General features: G+C 69.7%; 11 protein-coding genes. 3 read left to right on the top strand and 8 right to left on the bottom strand.

What is annotated here, in order from left to right; all coding sequences use genetic code 11:
* Window positions 1–4: 4 nt before the first annotated feature.
* The 8 genes from OHT76_RS35770 to OHT76_RS35805 are packed head-to-tail and all read right to left on the bottom strand — an operon-like array spanning window position 5 to window position 11,481.
* Window positions 5–853, bottom strand: coding sequence for a hypothetical protein (locus OHT76_RS35770; protein WP_328875004.1), 849 nt, complete (start codon window positions 851–853; stop codon window positions 5–7).
* Window positions 853–2,511 (bottom strand): PHP domain-containing protein, encoded by a 1,659-nt coding sequence (locus OHT76_RS35775; protein ID WP_328875005.1) that lies wholly within the window; start codon window positions 2,509–2,511, stop codon window positions 853–855. The genes OHT76_RS35770 and OHT76_RS35775 overlap by 1 nt, the downstream gene beginning before the upstream one ends.
* 23 nt (window positions 2,512–2,534) lie before the next feature.
* Window positions 2,535–4,373 carry a LamG-like jellyroll fold domain-containing protein gene (locus tag OHT76_RS35780; protein ID WP_328875006.1) on the bottom strand — a complete coding sequence of 613 codons (1,839 nt, stop codon included), beginning with the start codon at window positions 4,371–4,373 and terminating at the stop codon, window positions 2,535–2,537.
* A 42-nt stretch (window positions 4,374–4,415) separates the two neighbouring features.
* Window positions 4,416–7,343 carry a glycoside hydrolase family 2 TIM barrel-domain containing protein gene (locus OHT76_RS35785; RefSeq protein WP_328875007.1) on the bottom strand — a complete coding sequence of 976 codons (2,928 nt, stop codon included), beginning with the start codon at window positions 7,341–7,343 and terminating at the stop codon, window positions 4,416–4,418.
* A complete protein-coding gene (locus OHT76_RS35790) occupies window positions 7,340–8,179 on the bottom strand; it encodes a carbohydrate ABC transporter permease (protein WP_328875008.1) in 840 nt (279 codons plus the stop codon). Before OHT76_RS35790 ends, OHT76_RS35785 begins: the two co-directional genes overlap by 4 nt.
* Before the next feature lie 14 nt (window positions 8,180–8,193).
* Window positions 8,194–9,147, bottom strand: coding sequence for a carbohydrate ABC transporter permease (locus tag OHT76_RS35795; protein WP_328875009.1), 954 nt, complete (start codon window positions 9,145–9,147; stop codon window positions 8,194–8,196).
* On the bottom strand, window positions 9,147–10,433 hold the full coding sequence (locus tag OHT76_RS35800; protein ID WP_328875010.1) for an ABC transporter substrate-binding protein: 1,287 nt from the start codon (window positions 10,431–10,433) through the stop codon (window positions 9,147–9,149). Before OHT76_RS35800 ends, OHT76_RS35795 begins: the two co-directional genes overlap by 1 nt.
* A 22-nt stretch (window positions 10,434–10,455) precedes the next feature.
* Window positions 10,456–11,481, bottom strand: coding sequence for a carbohydrate kinase family protein (locus tag OHT76_RS35805; protein ID WP_328875011.1), 1,026 nt, complete (start codon window positions 11,479–11,481; stop codon window positions 10,456–10,458).
* Between the two features lie 147 nt (window positions 11,482–11,628).
* Between OHT76_RS35805 and OHT76_RS35810 the strand changes: the two genes are divergently transcribed.
* The 3 genes from OHT76_RS35810 to OHT76_RS35820 are packed head-to-tail and all read left to right on the top strand — an operon-like array spanning window position 11,629 to window position 16,799.
* Window positions 11,629–12,393, top strand: a complete 765-nt coding sequence (locus OHT76_RS35810) for a DeoR/GlpR family DNA-binding transcription regulator (RefSeq protein ID WP_328875012.1) — start codon at window positions 11,629–11,631, stop codon at window positions 12,391–12,393.
* Window positions 12,390–13,730, top strand: coding sequence for a 6-phospho-beta-glucosidase (locus OHT76_RS35815; protein ID WP_328875013.1), 1,341 nt, complete (start codon window positions 12,390–12,392; stop codon window positions 13,728–13,730). Before OHT76_RS35810 ends, OHT76_RS35815 begins: the two co-directional genes overlap by 4 nt.
* Before the next feature lie 33 nt (window positions 13,731–13,763).
* Window positions 13,764–16,799: an alpha-mannosidase gene (locus OHT76_RS35820; RefSeq protein WP_328875014.1), complete on the top strand. Its 3,036-nt coding sequence runs from the start codon at window positions 13,764–13,766 to the stop codon at window positions 16,797–16,799.
* The last annotated feature ends 2 nt before the right edge of the window (window positions 16,800–16,801 follow it).

Raw genomic sequence — 16,801 nt, forward strand, 5'->3', positions numbered from 1 at the left:
TCGATCAGTTGGTGACCTGGTGGTACGAGTACACAGTCGTCGACACCGCGCACACGCCCGGCTGGATCACCTCGGCGCGCAGGGTGCCGCTGTGCACGTCGTAGTCCACGCCCTCCGTCTCGAAGGTGCCCGTGCAGATGCTGCGCTGCGGCAGGGCGAACAGGGCCTTCACGGCGCCGGTGATCGGCTGCCCGTCCAGCTTGCGCGGCAGATCGACCTGGAGGAGCGGGCGGATCTCCGGGAAGAGGGAGCCGGTGGCGTCGTTGGAGGCGCAGACCAGCCGGGTGTCCGTGATGAAGTCGCAGCCCTGGATGTCCCGTACCGGCTTGTCCAGGGTGATCTGCCAGGCCTCCTTCAGATCGCCGCCGGCCGGCGGGGTGGAGGGGTTCAGCAGCGGGGTGGGGAAGACCTGGAGGCGGTTCTGCTCGCCCCACTCGCCCGACACCATCCACTGTCCGTCCGGCGAGACGGTCGCGAAGGAGTTGTTCAGCTTCTCGCCCGGGTTGAGCTGATGCACGTACTCGTAGCGCTTCCCGGCCGGTGTGGTCACCGCGAACATCTTGGAGGTGGCCGTGTCCGGGCCCTGGTAGGCGTCGAAGACATGGCCCCGGGCGGTGTCCGGGTCGCCGACGTGGTTCCAGCCCTTGATCCGCAGCGACAGCGGTATGTCCACCAACCCCCGGTACAGCAGCGAGCCGTCGGCCCGGCTCGCGAGGCCCTGCCCGCCGCCCAGGGTGTCGGTGTATGCCGTGCCGGTCTCCTCCCAGCGCGGATCACCGGCCGCCGAGGCGGTGCCCGCGCCGAGCACGAACGCACCCAATAAGGCGGCCAGGGACACGAGTTGACGCTTCATCAAACACCCTTCACGTCGACGAATATCGGGTTGGAATAGAACCACGTATCGGCCCACGGGTCACCGTTGCCGGGCTCATGGACGATCGGCCCGTGCGGGTCGACCGACGCGCCGAGGTGCCCGGCGCCGTTCCGGTTGCCGTCGCTGCCGCGCAGCCGGACGTAGAAGGGCTCGTCCCCGGCGACCAGCGGGATGCGCAGGGTGTACGTCCCTTTGCGGCCGCTGACGTCCCTGGTGTGGACGACCTTGGTGTCGGGCGCCCGCCAGCTGTCCCGGTCGGCCGCCGGACCGCGCACCGCGCCCCGGATGACGTCCACATGCGCCAACTCCGGCAGGATTCCCTGGGGGTTGGGGCGGGAGGCGCTGGTCACCGTGACATCGAGGGTGAGCCGCTCGCCCTTGCGGACGCGGAGCCGGCCGCCCAGGGTGACACCCCGGCCGTGGTCGCAGTCCCGCTTCAGCCGGACCTCCAGCCCGTCCAGCAGATGCCCGTGGTCCAGCCAGACCCGGCCCGCGCGCAGGCCCGCCATCACCGAGCGGTAGCCGTAGCGGGTGACGCCGACGTGGGTGCGGGAGAACTGTCCCGGCCAGAAGTCGGAGCCGGGCTGCGGGGTGTCGGTGTTCACCGGGTCGGGCAGCCGGCCGGTGTTGTCGAAGGTCTGGCCCGGCAGCCAGTCGCCGTTCTTCCAGGTGTCGAAGACGATCCGGTGGGCGTCGGAGTTGGTGGTGATCGAGAACAGCCGGCCCTCCGCCAGCATCGCGTCCCACAGCCCGCCGACGGTTGCCGTCGCCCAGTCGAAACCGCCGTAGGTGCGGTACGCCTCCAGCGGATACCCGGGCCAGGACTGCGCCGACGGCTTGTTCTCGTATTCGCCGCGGATCCCGGTGGTGCCCCGCCAGCCGGGGATGGCGGCGCCCTGGGCGCCGGGCGCGCCCTCCATGCCGATCATGATCTCGGGGGCCGCGTCCCGCCAGTTGCGCATTTCGTGCGGGGAGTCGATGCCCAGACGCATCGGATGGTTGGCGAGGACCAGGACGTCGTCGACAAATCCGGTACGGCGCTGCTCGGCCAGCCACTGGATCGCCTTGACGGCGTGCGCCTCGTTGCGGGCGGTGTCCGCGGCGCCGACGGCGCCCTCGGTCCAGCCGAGCAGCTTGCCGTCGTAGGCGCTCTCGAACAGGGTGAGCAGCTCGACCTCGTTGGGGCCGGGCGCGGTGAACACCGTGCAGTGCTCGGCGGCCGGGATGTACCACTCCAGGCCCTGGAAGATCAGCTGGCGCGGGTTCTCGGCGCGGGCCTTGAGGATCTCCTCGTGCTCCAGCGGGGCGCCGTACTTGGCGTGCCCGAAGTTGGAGTGCTCGGTGAAAACCATCCAGTCCAGGCCGAACTTCGCGCCCGCGGCGGCCAGTTGGGAGAACGTGTACTTGGCGTCGTGGCTGTAGACGGTGTGGATGTGGTGGTCGCCGACGAGGTAGGAGAGGCGAGGATCGTCCCCGGATTCGGAGGCCGCGGCGGGTACGGCGGCCGAGCCGAGCGCGAAGGCGGCGCCGAACAGGCCCGCGCCGCGCAGGAGTCGGCGCCGGGACACGCCCTGCGGGTCGAGCGAGGCGGGGGAGACGGAGGGGTCGGCCCAGGCGGGCAGCTGCTGGTCGTTCACGGGAGGTCTCTTTCGCGGGAGTGTCAGTGGTTCATGAACGACGTGACCGGCAGCGCCCGTCCGACGATCCGGACGTCGCCGAGGCGGCCGTACAGGATCTGGTCGATCTTGCCGCCGTACTCGTAGCCGCCGAGCAGCCAGGGCAGGCCGACCGTGGTGAGGCCGATGGCGGGGGCATGTGGGTTGCGGGCGACCGGGCAGCCCTGGACGTACATCGTGGTGCGGGTGCCGTCGTTGACGACGGCGACGTGCCACCACTTCTCGCGGGCCGTCTCGTCGCCCCAGTTGGTGGCGATGCCCTGCTGGTTGAGCGGGCGCACGGCCCACTGCGGGCCGGGTCCGTCGGAGAGCGAGAGGGTGGCGAGCGGCTCGTCCGGGTCGCCCTCGGTCTTCCCGGCCGCCCCGCCGGTGCCGGTACGGCTGACCAGTCCGCCCCAGGCGTTGCGGGAGGCGGTCCAGTCGCCGGGGAGCCAGTAGAAGGCCTCGATGGTGTAACCGGCCTTGAAGGTGGCCGAGTTGAGGGGTGCCCCGTCGATCGTACGGAGGTAGGCGCCCTTCAGCGGCGGCTTGCCGCCCCGGAAGTACAGGCTGCCGTGGCCCGGCTGGTCGGGGTGGTGGGCCGTGGACCAGGTCAGGCCGGCGTCGCCGACCTTGACCACCGTCAGGTCGTTGCCGTTCCCGGACAGATCACGGACCCTGCCCTCGACCGGCGCGCCCTCCTCGTGTCCGTCGAACCGCCAGTACGCCAGCGTGCCGCGCACCAGCATCTTGGCGGCGGGGCGGGACGGCCGCTCGGGTATCGGCGCGAACCCGGCGAAGCGCTCGGCGAAGTCGATGTCGACGGAGAACCGGTCCGCGTCACCGGACAGCTCCATCTCCTCCCGCTCCAGCTCATTGAGCCCCTTCGCGGCCCGGCCCAGGATCCACGGCGACAGCGTCTCGACGTCGATGGTGTTCCGGTCCAGGTCGAAGTGGTAGAGGCGGATCATCGCCGCGCCGCCGTAGTAGCGGTTCTGATAGTTCGTCAGGTGCAGGTGGACGTCGTTCCCGGCGGTGTTCTTGCGGACCGCGCGGGCGGCCGGCCAGTAGTGGCCGTTGAGGGTGAGGAAGATCTGGTCGTGGTCCTTGACCAGCTTGTCCCACAGCTGCTGGCCGTAGGAGGACAACGCGTCGTCGCCGTAGACCAGTTCGTGCGTGGTGAGGATGACGGGCGTGCTCGGGTGCTGGGCGATGACGTCCTTCGCCCAGGCGTAGCCCTTGTCCGACAGCCGCCAGTCCAGGGCGAGGACGAGCCACTCGCGCCCGGCCGCCTTGAAGACGTGGAAGGTGTTGTAGCCGTCGGGCGAGGCCCCGCCGAAGGTCGGCTTACCGGCGAAGCGGTCCGGGCCGAAGGTGTCGAGGTACGGCGTCGCACCGCGCTGGTCGTTCGTCGAGGAGCGGACATCGTGGTTGCCGGCGAGGACGCTGTAGCCGACGCCGCGCCGGTCGAGCAGCTCGAACGCCTCGCCGATCGCGTCGCATTCGGCCTTGGCACCGTTCTCCGTGAGATCGCCCAGGTGGGAGAGGAAGACGATGTTGTCCTCCCGGCCGTGCTCCAGCAGATAGCGCAGCGAGGCCTCGACCGGCGCCGCGTTGATGCTCGGGCCGTCGAAGAGGTACTGGGTGTCGGGCATCACGGCGAACGTGAAGCGACGACTCTCGGTGTCGGGCCGCCGGCTGCGGTCAACTGCCGCCGCTTCAGCGATGGTTGGAAGGGTGACGGCGGTGGCCGCCGCGCCGATCAGCGCGGTGGCCCTGAGGAAATTGCGTCTGCCGGCGTCGGCGCAGGCAGACTCCTGCCCAGGCTCGTGCGAGGTGCACACATCGTCTCCGATGAGAGTTCAGATGAACGTGAAGGGAGGGGGTCAGAGGGCGCGCAGGGTCCAGGTCCAGCGGTGGATGCCCGTGGGGATCAGATAGGAGGCCGAGGTGTCCGGGCCGCACGAGGCGGTGCCCAGTCCCCGGTGAGCCGCGTCGATGTGCACCACGCACCCGGACCGCGGGATCAGCTCGTCATGGTGGGCGGCGGCGGTGAGGTCGGTGGCGCGGTATCGGGTGACCGAGATCTGCCGGGGCTCGTCGAGCCGTACCGCGAGACCCGTGGCGTCCGGCGCCGACAGCGTGAAGTGCCGTACACCGTGCCGGCCGCCGCTTTCCTGCGGGCGCAGATAGGGGGTGAACAGCTCGTCCACCGGCACCCGATGGTGCCCGACCGGAGCTCCCGCGCTGCGGTCCGGGTACGACTCCCAGGGGCCCTGCCCGAACCATTCCAGCAGGTCGAGCCCCGGTACCGTCTCGAAGACCGAGCCCACGCGGGCCACGTCGGCGAAGGCCTCGGGCAGCTCGGCGGACTCCTCGATCCGGACACCGCCCTCGACGGGAGTGAACCTCTGCACATGGCGGACGACGCCGACCGTGCCCGCGTACTCCGCGTGCACCGTTACTCGTCCGTCGTCCTCGTGTACCGCCACCACCTTGCGGACCAGTGCGTCGAGACCCCAGGTCCGCCAGCGCGGTGCCATGCCACCGAGCTCGTCGTTGTCGGTGGGCGCGCGCCAGAGGGACAGGGTGGGGGCGGCGGTCAGGAGCGGATGGACCAGCAGGCCCTCGGCGTCGACCTCGACGGGCGGACCGCTCGTGACGGTCGCGTCCCGTGGAGTCGGCGCCGCCGCCCGCAGCCGCAGTTGGGGCGCGCACACCTCGGTGCCACGCGGCCCCCACGGCTCGTCGTCCTTCGTGGTCACCCGTAGCGTGACCCAGGCTTCGCCACCGTCCTCGGGCAGCGCGAACGGCAGCGGCACCGCCGCCGTCTCGCCGGGCCGGAGATCCGGCAGCTCGGCGGGAGCGGTCAGGGTACGGCCGTCCGCCAGCGTCAGCTCCCAGCGAGCGGCCAGCCAGTCCAGGCCCCGGAAGCACTGGTGGTTCTGCACCACCAGACCCTCATGCCGGTAGGACTGCAATAGCACCGGCGCCGCGATCTCCCGGTGTTCGTACATCACGGGCTTGGGCGTGCGGTCGGGGAAGACGATCCCGTCGGCGATGAACGCGCCGTCGTGGACCGTCTCGCCGAAGTCGCCGCCGTACGCCCAGCGATAGCCGGGCGCGGCGACACCGTTGTCGTACAGCCCGGCGCCGGAGCGCCCGGCGGGTCTGCCGTCTGTCACGTGCTGCAGAATTCCGTGGTCCCAGAACTCCCAGATGAAGCCACCCTGAAGACCCGGCGTTGACTCGATGGCGGCCCAGTGGTCGGCCAGCGTGCCATTGCTGTTGCCCATGGCGTGCGAGTACTCGCACTGGATCAGCGGTCGCGTCTGCTCCCCGGAGAGCGCGTGCGCGACACAGTCCTCGATCGGCGCGTACATCGGGCAGGCGAGGTCCGAGGCGTCGTCCGTCGCCGCCCAGTCGAGCTTGGCCGCCCCCTCGTACTGGATCGGCCGCGTCGGATCGTGCCGGCGCACCCAGCCCGCCGCCGCGTCGTGGTTCGCCCCGTAGTCGGACTCGTTGCCCAGCGACCAGATGATGATCGAGGGGTGGTTCTTGTCCCGCAGCACCATCCGCGAGACCCGGTCCACGAAGGCGTTCAGATAGCGCGGGTCGTCGGCGATCTCATGGGCGTGGTCGTGCGACTCGATGTCCGCCTCGTCGACGACGTAGAAACCCAGCTCGTCCGCGAGGTCGTACAGCGCCGGGTCGTTCGGGTAGTGCGCGGTGCGGATCGCGTTGAAGCCGAAGCGCTTGAGCAGGACGAGGTCGGCGCGCATGTCGTGGTACGACACTGTCCGGCCGGTCAGTGGATGGAAGTCGTGCCGGTTCACGCCCCGGATGTAGATCCGCTCGCCGTTGACGAGCAGGTCCCGGCCGATGATCTCGACGTCACGGAAACCGATGCGGTGGTGCGAGGTGTCGGCGACCGTTCCGTCGGGGCGGTGGAGGCGGACCGTGAGGTCGTACAGCTCGGGGGTCTCGGCGGTCCAGCTGCGGACCTCGGGGACGGTGGCGAGGATCCGCGCCTCGCCGAGGAAGTCGGAGACGCGCTCGTCCTCGGCGTTGAGCCGGTCGAACTCGGGGTCCTGGGTGAGCGGCTCGCAGCCGTCCAGGTGGCCTGTGACATACCACCCGTCGGGCAGCGCACCGCCGCCATGGCGCACCTGGCAGTCGACGCGCAGCTCACCGTCGGCCCGAGAGCGCACGGTCACATCCGCCAGATACAGCGGATCCGTCGCGTACAACAGCACCGACCGCGTGATCCCGCCGTGCCACCACTGGTCCTGGTCCTCGATGTGCGAGGCGTCGGACCACTTGACGACGGTGAGCCGCACGGTCGCGGGCGAGCCGGGACGCACGAGAGGGGTCAGCTCGAACTCGGCCGCCAGATGGGAGTCCTTCGAGATCCCCACCGGCCGCCCGTCCACCTCCACCAGCAGCACGCTCTCCGCCGCGCCGACCTGGAGCACGATCCGCCGCCCGGCCCATTCGGCGGGCACGTCCACCTCACGCTCGTAGACACCCGTCGGGTTCTCGGACGGCGACGACGGCGGGTACTCGGCGAACGGCATACGGACGTTCGTGTACTGCGGGAGGTCACCGGTGTCCTGGAGGGTCCAGGCGCCGGGGACGTACGTGGAGGACCAGAGGTCGCTCAGGCTCGCGTCCGGCGACGGCAGCAGCTGAAAGCGCCACTCGCCGTCGAGTGACATGGCACCGGCCCGCCGGTCGACCGCGGACATCGGAAGCCGCCCCCAGGAGGTCACCTCGGGTGTCTCCCAGGGGCGGAGCGCCAGCAGGGCGTTCATCCGCGCACGGCCCCCTTGGCGAGGTCGCCGATGATCTGCCGGGCGCCGATGGCGAAGACGATCAGCAGTGGGACGAGGGCGAGGAGCGCGCCGGTCATCACCATGCCGTAGTCCGTCGTGCCGTGGGTGCCGTTGAGCTGGGAGAGGGCAACCTGCAAGGTCACATTGTCCGGGTTGGTCAGGGCGATCAGCGGCCAGGCGTAGTCGTTCCACTGGCCCATGAACGTGAAGATGCCGAGGAAGGCGAGCCCCGGCCGGACCACCGGGAGCGCCACATGCCAGTACTGGCGCAGGAAGTTGGCGCCGTCCAGCTTGGCGGCGTCCAGCAGCTCGTCGTGGATGGCGCTCTTCATGTACTGGCGCATCCAGAAGATGCCGAACGCGTTGGCCGCCGCGGGGACGATCAGCGCGGTCATGGAGCCGATCCAGCCGAGCTTGGCCATGATGACGAACTGCGGGATGGCGGCCAGCTGCGCCGGCACCATGAAGATCGCCATCATCAGCGCGAAGAGCAGCCGCCGCCCCGGGAACCGGAACTTGGCGAAGACGAACGCGGCCAGCGAGTCGAAGAACAGCACCAGAAAGGTGACCGAGGTCGCGACCAGCAGCGAGTTGAACATCGACCCGAAGAAGTCGATGTTGTCGAAGAGACTGCGGACGTTCTCCAGGAAGTGCGAGCCCGGCAGCAGCTTCGGCGGATAGGAGAAGATCTCGGTCGACGTGTGCGTCGACATGATCACGGCCCAGTAGAACGGGAAGGCCGACAGCAGCAGGCCGATGACGAGGACCGCATGGAGGGCGATGCCCCGGCGCCGGGAACCCTTGATGGATGCCATGGTGACCGGCCTTCCTATTCTTCGCCCCGGCGCTGCACCAGGCGCCAGTTGATGATCGAGAAGATGACGACGACGAGGAAGATGCCCCACGCCACGGCGGCGCCGTAGCCGAAGTCGTTGTTGTCGAAGGTCTGTTGGAAGAAGTAGAGGACCATGGTCCGCCCTGCGTGGTCGGGACCGCCCGAGAACGTCGACTCGTTGGCCGTGGTCTGCAGCAGCACCTGCGGCTCGGCGAAGCTCTGCAGTCCGGTGACCGTGGAGACGACGAGCACGAACAGCAGCGTCGGCCGCAGCAGCGGCAGCGTGACCCGGAAGAAGGTCTGCACGGGACCTGCGCCGTCCACCCGGGCCGCCTCGTACAGCTCGCCGGGGATCGTCTGCAGACCGGCGAGGAAGATGATCGCGTTGTAGCCGGTCCACTGCCAGGTCATCAGGGTGGCGATGGCGACCTTGATGCCCCACGGAGTGTTCAGCCAGGCCACCTGATCCAGGCCGACGGCCTGCAACAGGGCGTTCATCAGGCCGAAGTTGGTGGAGAAGATCGAGCCGAAGACGATCGCGATGGCCACGATCGAGGTGACGTTCGGCAGGAAGTACGCGAAGCGGTAGACGTTCTTGAAGCGGACGGCGGAGTTGAGCATGACGGCCGTGACCATCGCCAGGAAGATCATGGGGAAGGTCGCGAGCGCCCAGATGATCAGCGTGTTGCCGATCGAGGACCAGAAGTCGCTGTCGGACAGCAGGTATTGGTACTGCGACAAGCCCGCCCACTCCATGGAGCCGAGGCCGTCCCAGCGGTGGAAGGAGAGATAGAGCGAGAAGCCGACGGGGATCAGGCCGAAGGCGAGGAAGAGGAGATAGAAGGGAGAGATCGCCGCGTAGAGATGCCAGTACTTGCGGAAGCCCGACTTGGGCCGGATGGGGGCGGGCTGCGCCACCGCGGGCGGGGTCTGCTCGAGGACGGCCATCAGTGGCTCACCCCCAGGTGGTCCGCTATACGCCGGCACTTGCTCATGGCGTCACTCCAGGCCTTGTTCGGGTTCTTGCCGAGGACGCCGACGTTCTTGATCTCGTCCCGGATCGGCTGTCCGAGCGCGACGTCGTACGGGCTGTTGTAGGCGACCGGGATCTTCTCGGCCGCCGGGCCGTAGACATCCATCGTGATCTGGCCGCCGAAGAACTTGTCCGGCTCCCGCAGCTTGGCCATCTCGTACGAGGCCGGAGTCGACGGGAAGAGCCCGGCCTCGACGAAGCCCTGGGCCTGGTTGTCCGCGTTGAGCATCCAGGTGATGATCTCGAAGGCCCGCTCGGGCTCCCGGCACGCCTTGGTGATCGCAAGGAATGAGCCGCCGACGTTCGAAGGCCCGCCAGGACAGCCCGCGACCCGCCAGTCGCCCTCGGTCTTCGGGTACTGGAGCTTGAGGTCACCGGCCGCCCACGAGGCGTTCAACTGACTGGGCAGCTGCCCCTTCTCCGTGGCCGAGATCGAGTCGGGCGTGCCGGTCACGATGTCCGACACGATCCCGCGCCGCTTGGCCTCCACCGCCCGGTCCCAGCACGCGCGCACATGCGCCCCGTCACCGATGAAGTTGCGGTCCTTGTCGACGAATCGCGCGGTCCCCTGACCGATCGACATCTCGAAGACACTGCCGACGTCGGTCAGGATGTACGTCCCCGGGATCCGCTTCTTCAGCTGCTCGCCCGCCGCGAAGAACTTGTCCCATGTGTCCAGTTCCCTCGACACGTCGTCCGGCTCGTACGGCAGCCCGGCCTTCTCGAAGACGGCGGTCTGGTAGTAGTGCACGACCGGGCCCACGTCGATCGGGAACCCGATGAGGCTGCCGTCCGGGGCGACCGCCTGCTCCCACTTCCAGTCCAGATACTGGCTCTTGAGGTTGTCCGCGCCGAGCGTCCGCAGATCCACGAACTGGTCGGCGTTCGGGAGATACGAGGCCATGTCCTCACCCTTGAGCCCCGCTATGTCGGGGATATGGGCCCGTCCGGCCATCGTGGTGATCAGCTTCGACCGGTAGTAGCCGCCGATCTGCTGGGCCTTGAGGGTGACGGCGTCGTCGTAACGCGCCTTCGCGTTCTTGACGACCGTGTCGCTCAGGCCGCCGCTCCAGTACCACAGCACCATGTTCCGGCCGGTCGACCCGGTCGGTACGGCACAGCCGGTCGCCAGACCGCCGAGTGCCGTGGCGGCCGTACCGGCCAGGCCCGCGCGCAGCAGGCCTCTTCGTGAGAGCCGCACAGCTCCCACCGCCTTTCGGGGTTCACGTACCAAGGGGGATGTTCGGGGGAGTCACGGGGGCGTGCCGTACCGGCGGTCCCGGGTCCGGCGGCAGCCGGTCGGCGAGAAAGCCGTACGAGCGCCGCAGTCCGGGATCGTCGAGGGAGTGCCACCAGTGGTGGATGCCGTACCAGCCGGGCGCCGCAAGTGCCCCGCCGTGCCGCCGCACGGACAGACCGGCCGCCAGCACCGCGAACCGCAGCCGCTCCGCCAGCGGCCAGCCGCCGAGTGAGGCCGCGACGAAGCTCGCGCCGAAGACGTCACCGGCGCCGGTCGCGTCCAGGACATCGATGTCGAGGGCGGGGACCTCCGCGAACTCGCCCGTGGTCTGGTCGACGGCCATCGAGCCGTCGCCGCCGCGCGTGACCACGGCCACCGGCACCAGTTCGGCGAGCGTGCCGAGCGCCGCGCGGGCGCTGTCGGTGCGGGTGTAGGCCATCGCCTCGGTCTCGTTGGGGAGGAAGGCATGGCACAGGGAGAGCTGGTCGAGCAGGCTCGCCGACCACTGCTGGGTGGGGTCCCAGCCGACATCGGCGTAGACCAGCGTGCCGTTCGCGGCCGCCTTGCCGATCCACTCGCGCGGTTCGGCCTCCAGATGCACGAGTGCGGTGCGCGCCTCGGGCGGGTCGCCCATCAGCGCGTCCTGTGAGTACGGCGGCTCCTGGCCGTGGGTGACGAGGGCGCGGTCGGCGCCGTACGCGAGGGAGACGGTGACCGGGGTGGGCCGGCCGGGGGCGGTGCGTGAGAGCGCGAGGTCGATGCCCTCCTGGTCGGCGAGGACGGCACGGCAGTGGGTGCCGTAGAAGTCGTCGCCGAAGACCGTGGCCAGGGAGGTCTTCAGGCCGAACCGGGACGCGGCCACCGCCAGGTTGGCGATGCCGCCGGGGCTGCTGCCCATGCCCTCGGTCCAGATCTCCTCGCCGGGCGCCGGCGGCTTGCCGAGACCGGTCAGGACGAGGTCGTAGAAGAGCAGCCCGGTCAGCAGCACATCGGGCCTGTCGTCGTCCACGCGCACATCCCTTCGTCGGAAGCGGTGGGAGGTCGTCAAAACTCTTCATTTCGGTGACCGGAATCGTGCGCCGCTCGACGACATTGGTCAATACCCGAGCAGAACTGAGCATAGAAATGATTGAAGATGACGAGTAGTGTTCATGCCGTGCTGGCAGAACGACGACATCAACTCATCCTGCGGGCCCTGCGCTCCGGCGGTCCCGCGGCCGTGACCGATCTCTCCGAGCAGCTCGGGGTGAGCCCGGCCACCATCCGGCGTGACCTGCTCAAACTGGAGGAGGAGGGCCTGCTCACCCGGGTCCACGGCGGCGCGGTCGTGGACGAGGGCGACCAGCCGTTCGCGGAGGTCGCCGAGGTCCGCGTGGCCGAGAAGGACGCCATAGCGGAACGCGCCGCGGCGATGATCAAGGACGGTCAGTCGGTGCTGCTCGACATCGGCACCACCGCCTACCGCCTCGCCCGCCAGCTGCACGGCCGTCGGATCACGGTGATCACCAGCAATCTGGTGGTCTACGAGGAGCTCGCCGACGACGAGGGCATCGAGCTCGTCATCCTCGGCGGCATGGTCCGCCGCGAGTACCGCTCACTGGTCGGCTTCCTCACCGAGGACAATCTGCGCCAGCTGCACGCCGACTGGCTCTTCCTCGGCACCAGCGGAGTGCGCCCGGGCGGGCAGGTGATGGACACGACGGTGGTCGAGGTGCCGGTCAAGCGGGCCATGATCGCGGCGAGCGACAAGGTCGTCCTGCTGGCGGACTCGGCGAAGTTCCCGGGTACGGGTATGGCGAAGGTCTGCGGTCCCGAGGACCTGGACGTGGTGGTGACGAACGCTCCCGTGGACACGGCGACCCGGTCCGCCCTGGAGGAGGCCGACGTGGACGTGGTCATGGCAGGAAGGGTGCAAGCGTGAAGCTGACGATTCTGGGCGGCGGCGGATTCCGGGTGCCGCTCGTGTACGGGGCGCTGCTCGGCGACCGTGGCGAGGGGCGGGTGACCGAGGTCGTCCTGCACGACCTGGATCCGCAGCGGCTCGGCGCAGTGACCCGGGTACTGGCCGAACAGGCTGCCCAGGTCCCCGACGCGCCCGAGGTGACCGCCACCACCGACCTCGACGAGGCGCTGCGCGGCGCCGACTTCGTGTTCTCCGCGATCCGCGTCGGCGGTCTGGAGGGCCGCGCGAACGACGAGCGGGTGGCCCTCGCCGAGGGTGTCCTCGGACAGGAGACGGTGGGCGCAGGTGGTATTGCATACGGCCTGCGGACCGTGCCCGTCGCCGTCGACATCGCCCGGCGCGTGGCCCGGCTCGCCCCCGACGCCTGGGTCATCAACTTCACCAACCCCGCCGGCCTGGTCACCGAGGCCATGTCCCGCCACCTCGGCAACCGCGTCATCGGCATCTGCGACTCACCGGTCGGCCTCGGCCGTCGTATCGCCCGAGTCCTTGGCGTGAAGAACCCGGCGGAGGCATGGATCGACTACGTCGGCCTCAACCACCTCGGCTGGGTCCGCGGCCTGCGCGTCGCCGGCCGCGACGAACTCCCGCGGCTGCTCGCCGACCCCGCCCTGCTCGGCTCCTTCGAGGAGGGCAAGCTCTTCGGCCCCGACTGGCTCCAGTCCCTCGGCGCGATCCCGAACGAGTATCTGCACTACTACTACTTCAACCGCGAGGCCGTACACGCCTACCAGGAGGCCGAGCAGACCCGCGGCGCCTTCCTGCGCGACCAACAGGCGCGGTTCTACGACCGGATGACCGACCCGGACGCCGAAGCACTGGCCTCCTGGGACCGCACCCGCGCCGAGCGCGAGGCCACCTACATGGCCGAGAACCGGGAGACCGCGGGCGCCGGCGAGCGCGACGCCGACGACCTCTCCGGCGGGTACGAGAAGGTCGCCCTCGCGCTGATGCGGGCCATCGCCCGCGACGAGCGCACCACCCTGATCCTCAACGTGCGCAACCAGCACACCCTCTCCGCCCTCGACCACGACGCCGTCATCGAGGTCCCCTGTCTCGTCGACGCCAACGGCGCCCACCCCGTCGCCGTCGACCCGCTGCCCGATCACGCCACCGGACTCGTCTGCTCGGTCAAGGCGGTCGAGCGCGAAGTCCTCGCCGCCGCCGAGTCCGGCTCCCGTACGACGGCCGTGAAGGCCTTCGCCCTGCATCCGCTGGTCGACTCGGTGAATGTCGCCCGCCGGCTCGTCGAGGGCTACACCGCGGTCCATCCAGGCCTCGCGTACCTTGTGTAAGCGCTTTCCCCCGCTCGCTCCCTGGAGACTTTCATGCACGACGAACGCCGACGGATCGAGGAGCGCGTCGAGCGCCTCCACAACCAGCGCATCAAGCCCGCCCTCTACGCGGCCACTGCTCCCTTCGCGGTCGAGGCCTGGCAGGCGCCGGGCGAGCCGGTCCCCTTCGAGGAGGCGGCGGCAGCCTCCTACGCTCCCTTCGCGATGGACACCCCCTGGGGCCCGCCCTGGGGCACGACCTGGTTCCGGATGCGCGGACAGGTCCCCGCCGAGTGGGCGGGCAGGCGCGTCGAGGCGGTCATCGACCTCGGCTTCGTGGGGGACTGGCCCGGAAACCAGGCCGAGGCGCTGGTCCACCTCACCGACGGCACCCCGCTCAAGGCGGTCAACCCCCTCAACCAGTACGTCCCGATCGCCAACCCGGCGACCGGCGGCGAGCAGATCGACTACCTGGTCGAGGCGGCCTCCAACCCGGACATCCTCGCCAATGACTTCGCGGGCCCGACCCCGCTCGGCGACGTCCTGACCGCCGGCGACAGGCCGCTCTACACCTTCAAGCGCGCCGACCTCGCCGTCCTCGACGAGGAGGTCTTCCATCTCGACCTGGACATCCAGGTGCTGCGCGAACTGATGCTGGAGCTCGGCGAGCACGACCCGCGCCGGCACGAGATCATGCACGCCCTGGACCGGGCGATGGACCTGCTCGACCTGGACGACATCTCCGGCTCGGCGGCCGCGGTCCGCGAGGCCCTCAAGCCCGTACTGTCCAAGCCCGCCCACGCCAGCGCCCACATCGTCTCCGGCGTCGGCCACGCGCACATCGACTCCGCCTGGCTCTGGCCCATCCGCGAGACCAAGCGCAAGACGTCCCGGACCTTCTCCAATGTCACCGCGCTCGCCGAGGAGTACGACGACTTCGTCTTCGCCTGCTCGCAGGCCCAGCAGTACGAGTGGGTGCGCGACAACTACCCGAAGGTGTGGGCGCGTATCCAGGAGTCGGTGAAGAAGGGGCAGTGGGCGCCGGTCGGCGGCATGTGGGTGGAGGCCGACGGCAATCTGCCCGGCGGCGAGGCGGTCGCCCGGCAGTTCATCCACGGCAAGCGGTTCTTCATCGAGCACTTCGGCATCGAGACCAAGGGCGTGTGGCTGCCGGACTCCTTCGGCTACAACGCGGCCTACCCGCAGCTCGCCAAGCTCGCGGGCAACGAGTGGTTCCTCACCCAGAAGATCTCCTGGAACCAGACCAACAAGTTCCCCCACCACACCTTCTGGTGGGAGGGCATCGACGGCACCCGCATCTTCACCCACTTCCCGCCCGTCGACACCTACAACGCCCGCTTCAGCGGCGTGGAGATGGCCCGCGCGGTCCGCAACTACCAGGAGAAGGGCGGCGCCACCCGGTCCCTGGCCCCCTTCGGCTGGGGCGACGGCGGGGGCGGCCCCACCCGCGAGATCATGGAACGGGCAAGGCGTCTCAAGGACTTGGAAGGCTCGCCCAGGGTCGAGATCGAGCACCCCGACGCCTTCTTCGCCAAGGCCCGCGAGGAGTACCCCGACGCCCCGGTCTGGGTCGGCGAGCTCTATCTGGAGCTGCACCGCGCCACCTACACCACCCAGGCCCGCACCAAGCAGGGCAACCGGCGCAGCGAACACAAGCTCCGCGAGGCGGAGTTGTGGGCGACGACGGCCGCGTTGCACGCGCCGGGCTATGTGTACCCGTACGAGCAGTTGGACCGGCTGTGGAAGACGGTGCTGTTGCACCAGTTCCACGACATCCTGCCGGGGTCCTCGATTGCTTGGGTGCATCGGGAGGCGGAGGCCGAATACGCCAGGGTGGCAGGGGAGTTGGAGGCGCTGACGGCCGAGGCGGTCGGTGCGCTGGGGGCGGGGGAGACGCGGGTCTTCAACACCAGCCCGTTCGGGCGGCGCGAGGTGGTGCGCGACGGCGAGATCCGCTTCGTGGAGGTGTCGGCCGGGGCAAGCGCCCCCGTCTCCGACGCCTCCCCGAACGACCTCGTCATCGTCGAGGACCGCGCCCTGGACAACGGCATCGTCCGCGTCGAGCTGGCCGAGGACGGCACCCTGTCCTCCGTATACGACCGGCGCGCGGGGCGTGAAGTCCTCGCCGGCAAGGGCAACTTGCTCCGCCTCCACACCGACCTGCCCAACTACTGGGACGCCTGGGACGTCGACAAGCACTACAAGAACCGCTACACGGATCTGCTGGACGCCTCGGAGATCACGGTCGTCGAGCGGGATCCGCTGCTCGGCGCGATCCGGGTCGTGCGGTCCTTCGGCAAGGGCTCGAAGATCACCCAGACCATCACCCTGCGCGCCGACAGCCCCCGGATCGACTTCGAGACCGAGATCGACTGGCACGAGGCGGAGAAGTTCCTCAAGGCGGGCTTCCCGATCGACATCCGGGCCCCGCACTCCTCAGCCGAGATCGCGTACGGCCACATCCAGCGGCCCACGCACACCAACACCACCTGGGAGGCGGCCCGTTTCGAGGTCTCCGGCCACCGGTGGGTGCACATCGGCGAGCCTGGCTACGGCGTCGCCGTCATCAACGACTCCACCTACGGCCATGACATCTCCCGCACGGTCCGCGAGGACGGCGGTACGACCACCACGGTCCGCCTCAGCCTGGTCCGCGCCCCGCGCGTGCCCGACCCCGAGGCCGACCAGGGCAAGCACCGGTTCACGTACGCGCTGCTCCCCGGCGCGTCCATCGAGGACGCCGTCGCCGAGGGCTACGCCCTCAACCTGCCGCTGCGCGTGGCGGACGCGGCGGGTGCGCCCGAGCCCGTGGTCTCCGTGGACGGCGAGGGCGTGACGATCGAGGCGGTCAAGCTCGCCGACGACCGGTCCGGCGATGTCGTCGTACGGCTCTACGAGTCCCGCGGCGGCCGCGCCCAGGGCGTCCTGCGCCCCGGCTTCCCGCTGACCGGCGCCCAGGTCACCGATCTGCTCGAACGCCCCCTGTCGGAGGCGGAGCTCAACGACGGCGCCGTACGCGTCGAACTGCGCCCGTTCCAGATCCTGACCCTGCGTCTGGCGAGGAGCTGACG

The sequence above is a fragment of the Streptomyces sp. NBC_00287 genome, assembly GCF_036173105.1.
Lineage (GTDB): Bacteria > Actinomycetota > Actinomycetes > Streptomycetales > Streptomycetaceae > Streptomyces.

Bases quoted from the DNA above. Each gene is read 5' to 3' on its own strand.
- OHT76_RS35820 (WP_328875014.1), top strand. From the start codon at position 13,764: ATGCACGACGAACGCCGACGGATCGAGGAGCGCGTCGAGCGCCTCCAC.
- OHT76_RS35770 (WP_328875004.1), bottom strand. From the start codon at position 853: ATGAAGCGTCAACTCGTGTCCCTGGCCGCCTTATTGGGTGCGTTCGTG.
- OHT76_RS35795 (WP_328875009.1), bottom strand. From the start codon at position 9,147: ATGGCCGTCCTCGAGCAGACCCCGCCCGCGGTGGCGCAGCCCGCCCCC.
- OHT76_RS35790 (WP_328875008.1), bottom strand. From the start codon at position 8,179: ATGGCATCCATCAAGGGTTCCCGGCGCCGGGGCATCGCCCTCCATGCG.
- OHT76_RS35785 (WP_328875007.1), bottom strand. From the start codon at position 7,343: ATGAACGCCCTGCTGGCGCTCCGCCCCTGGGAGACACCCGAGGTGACC.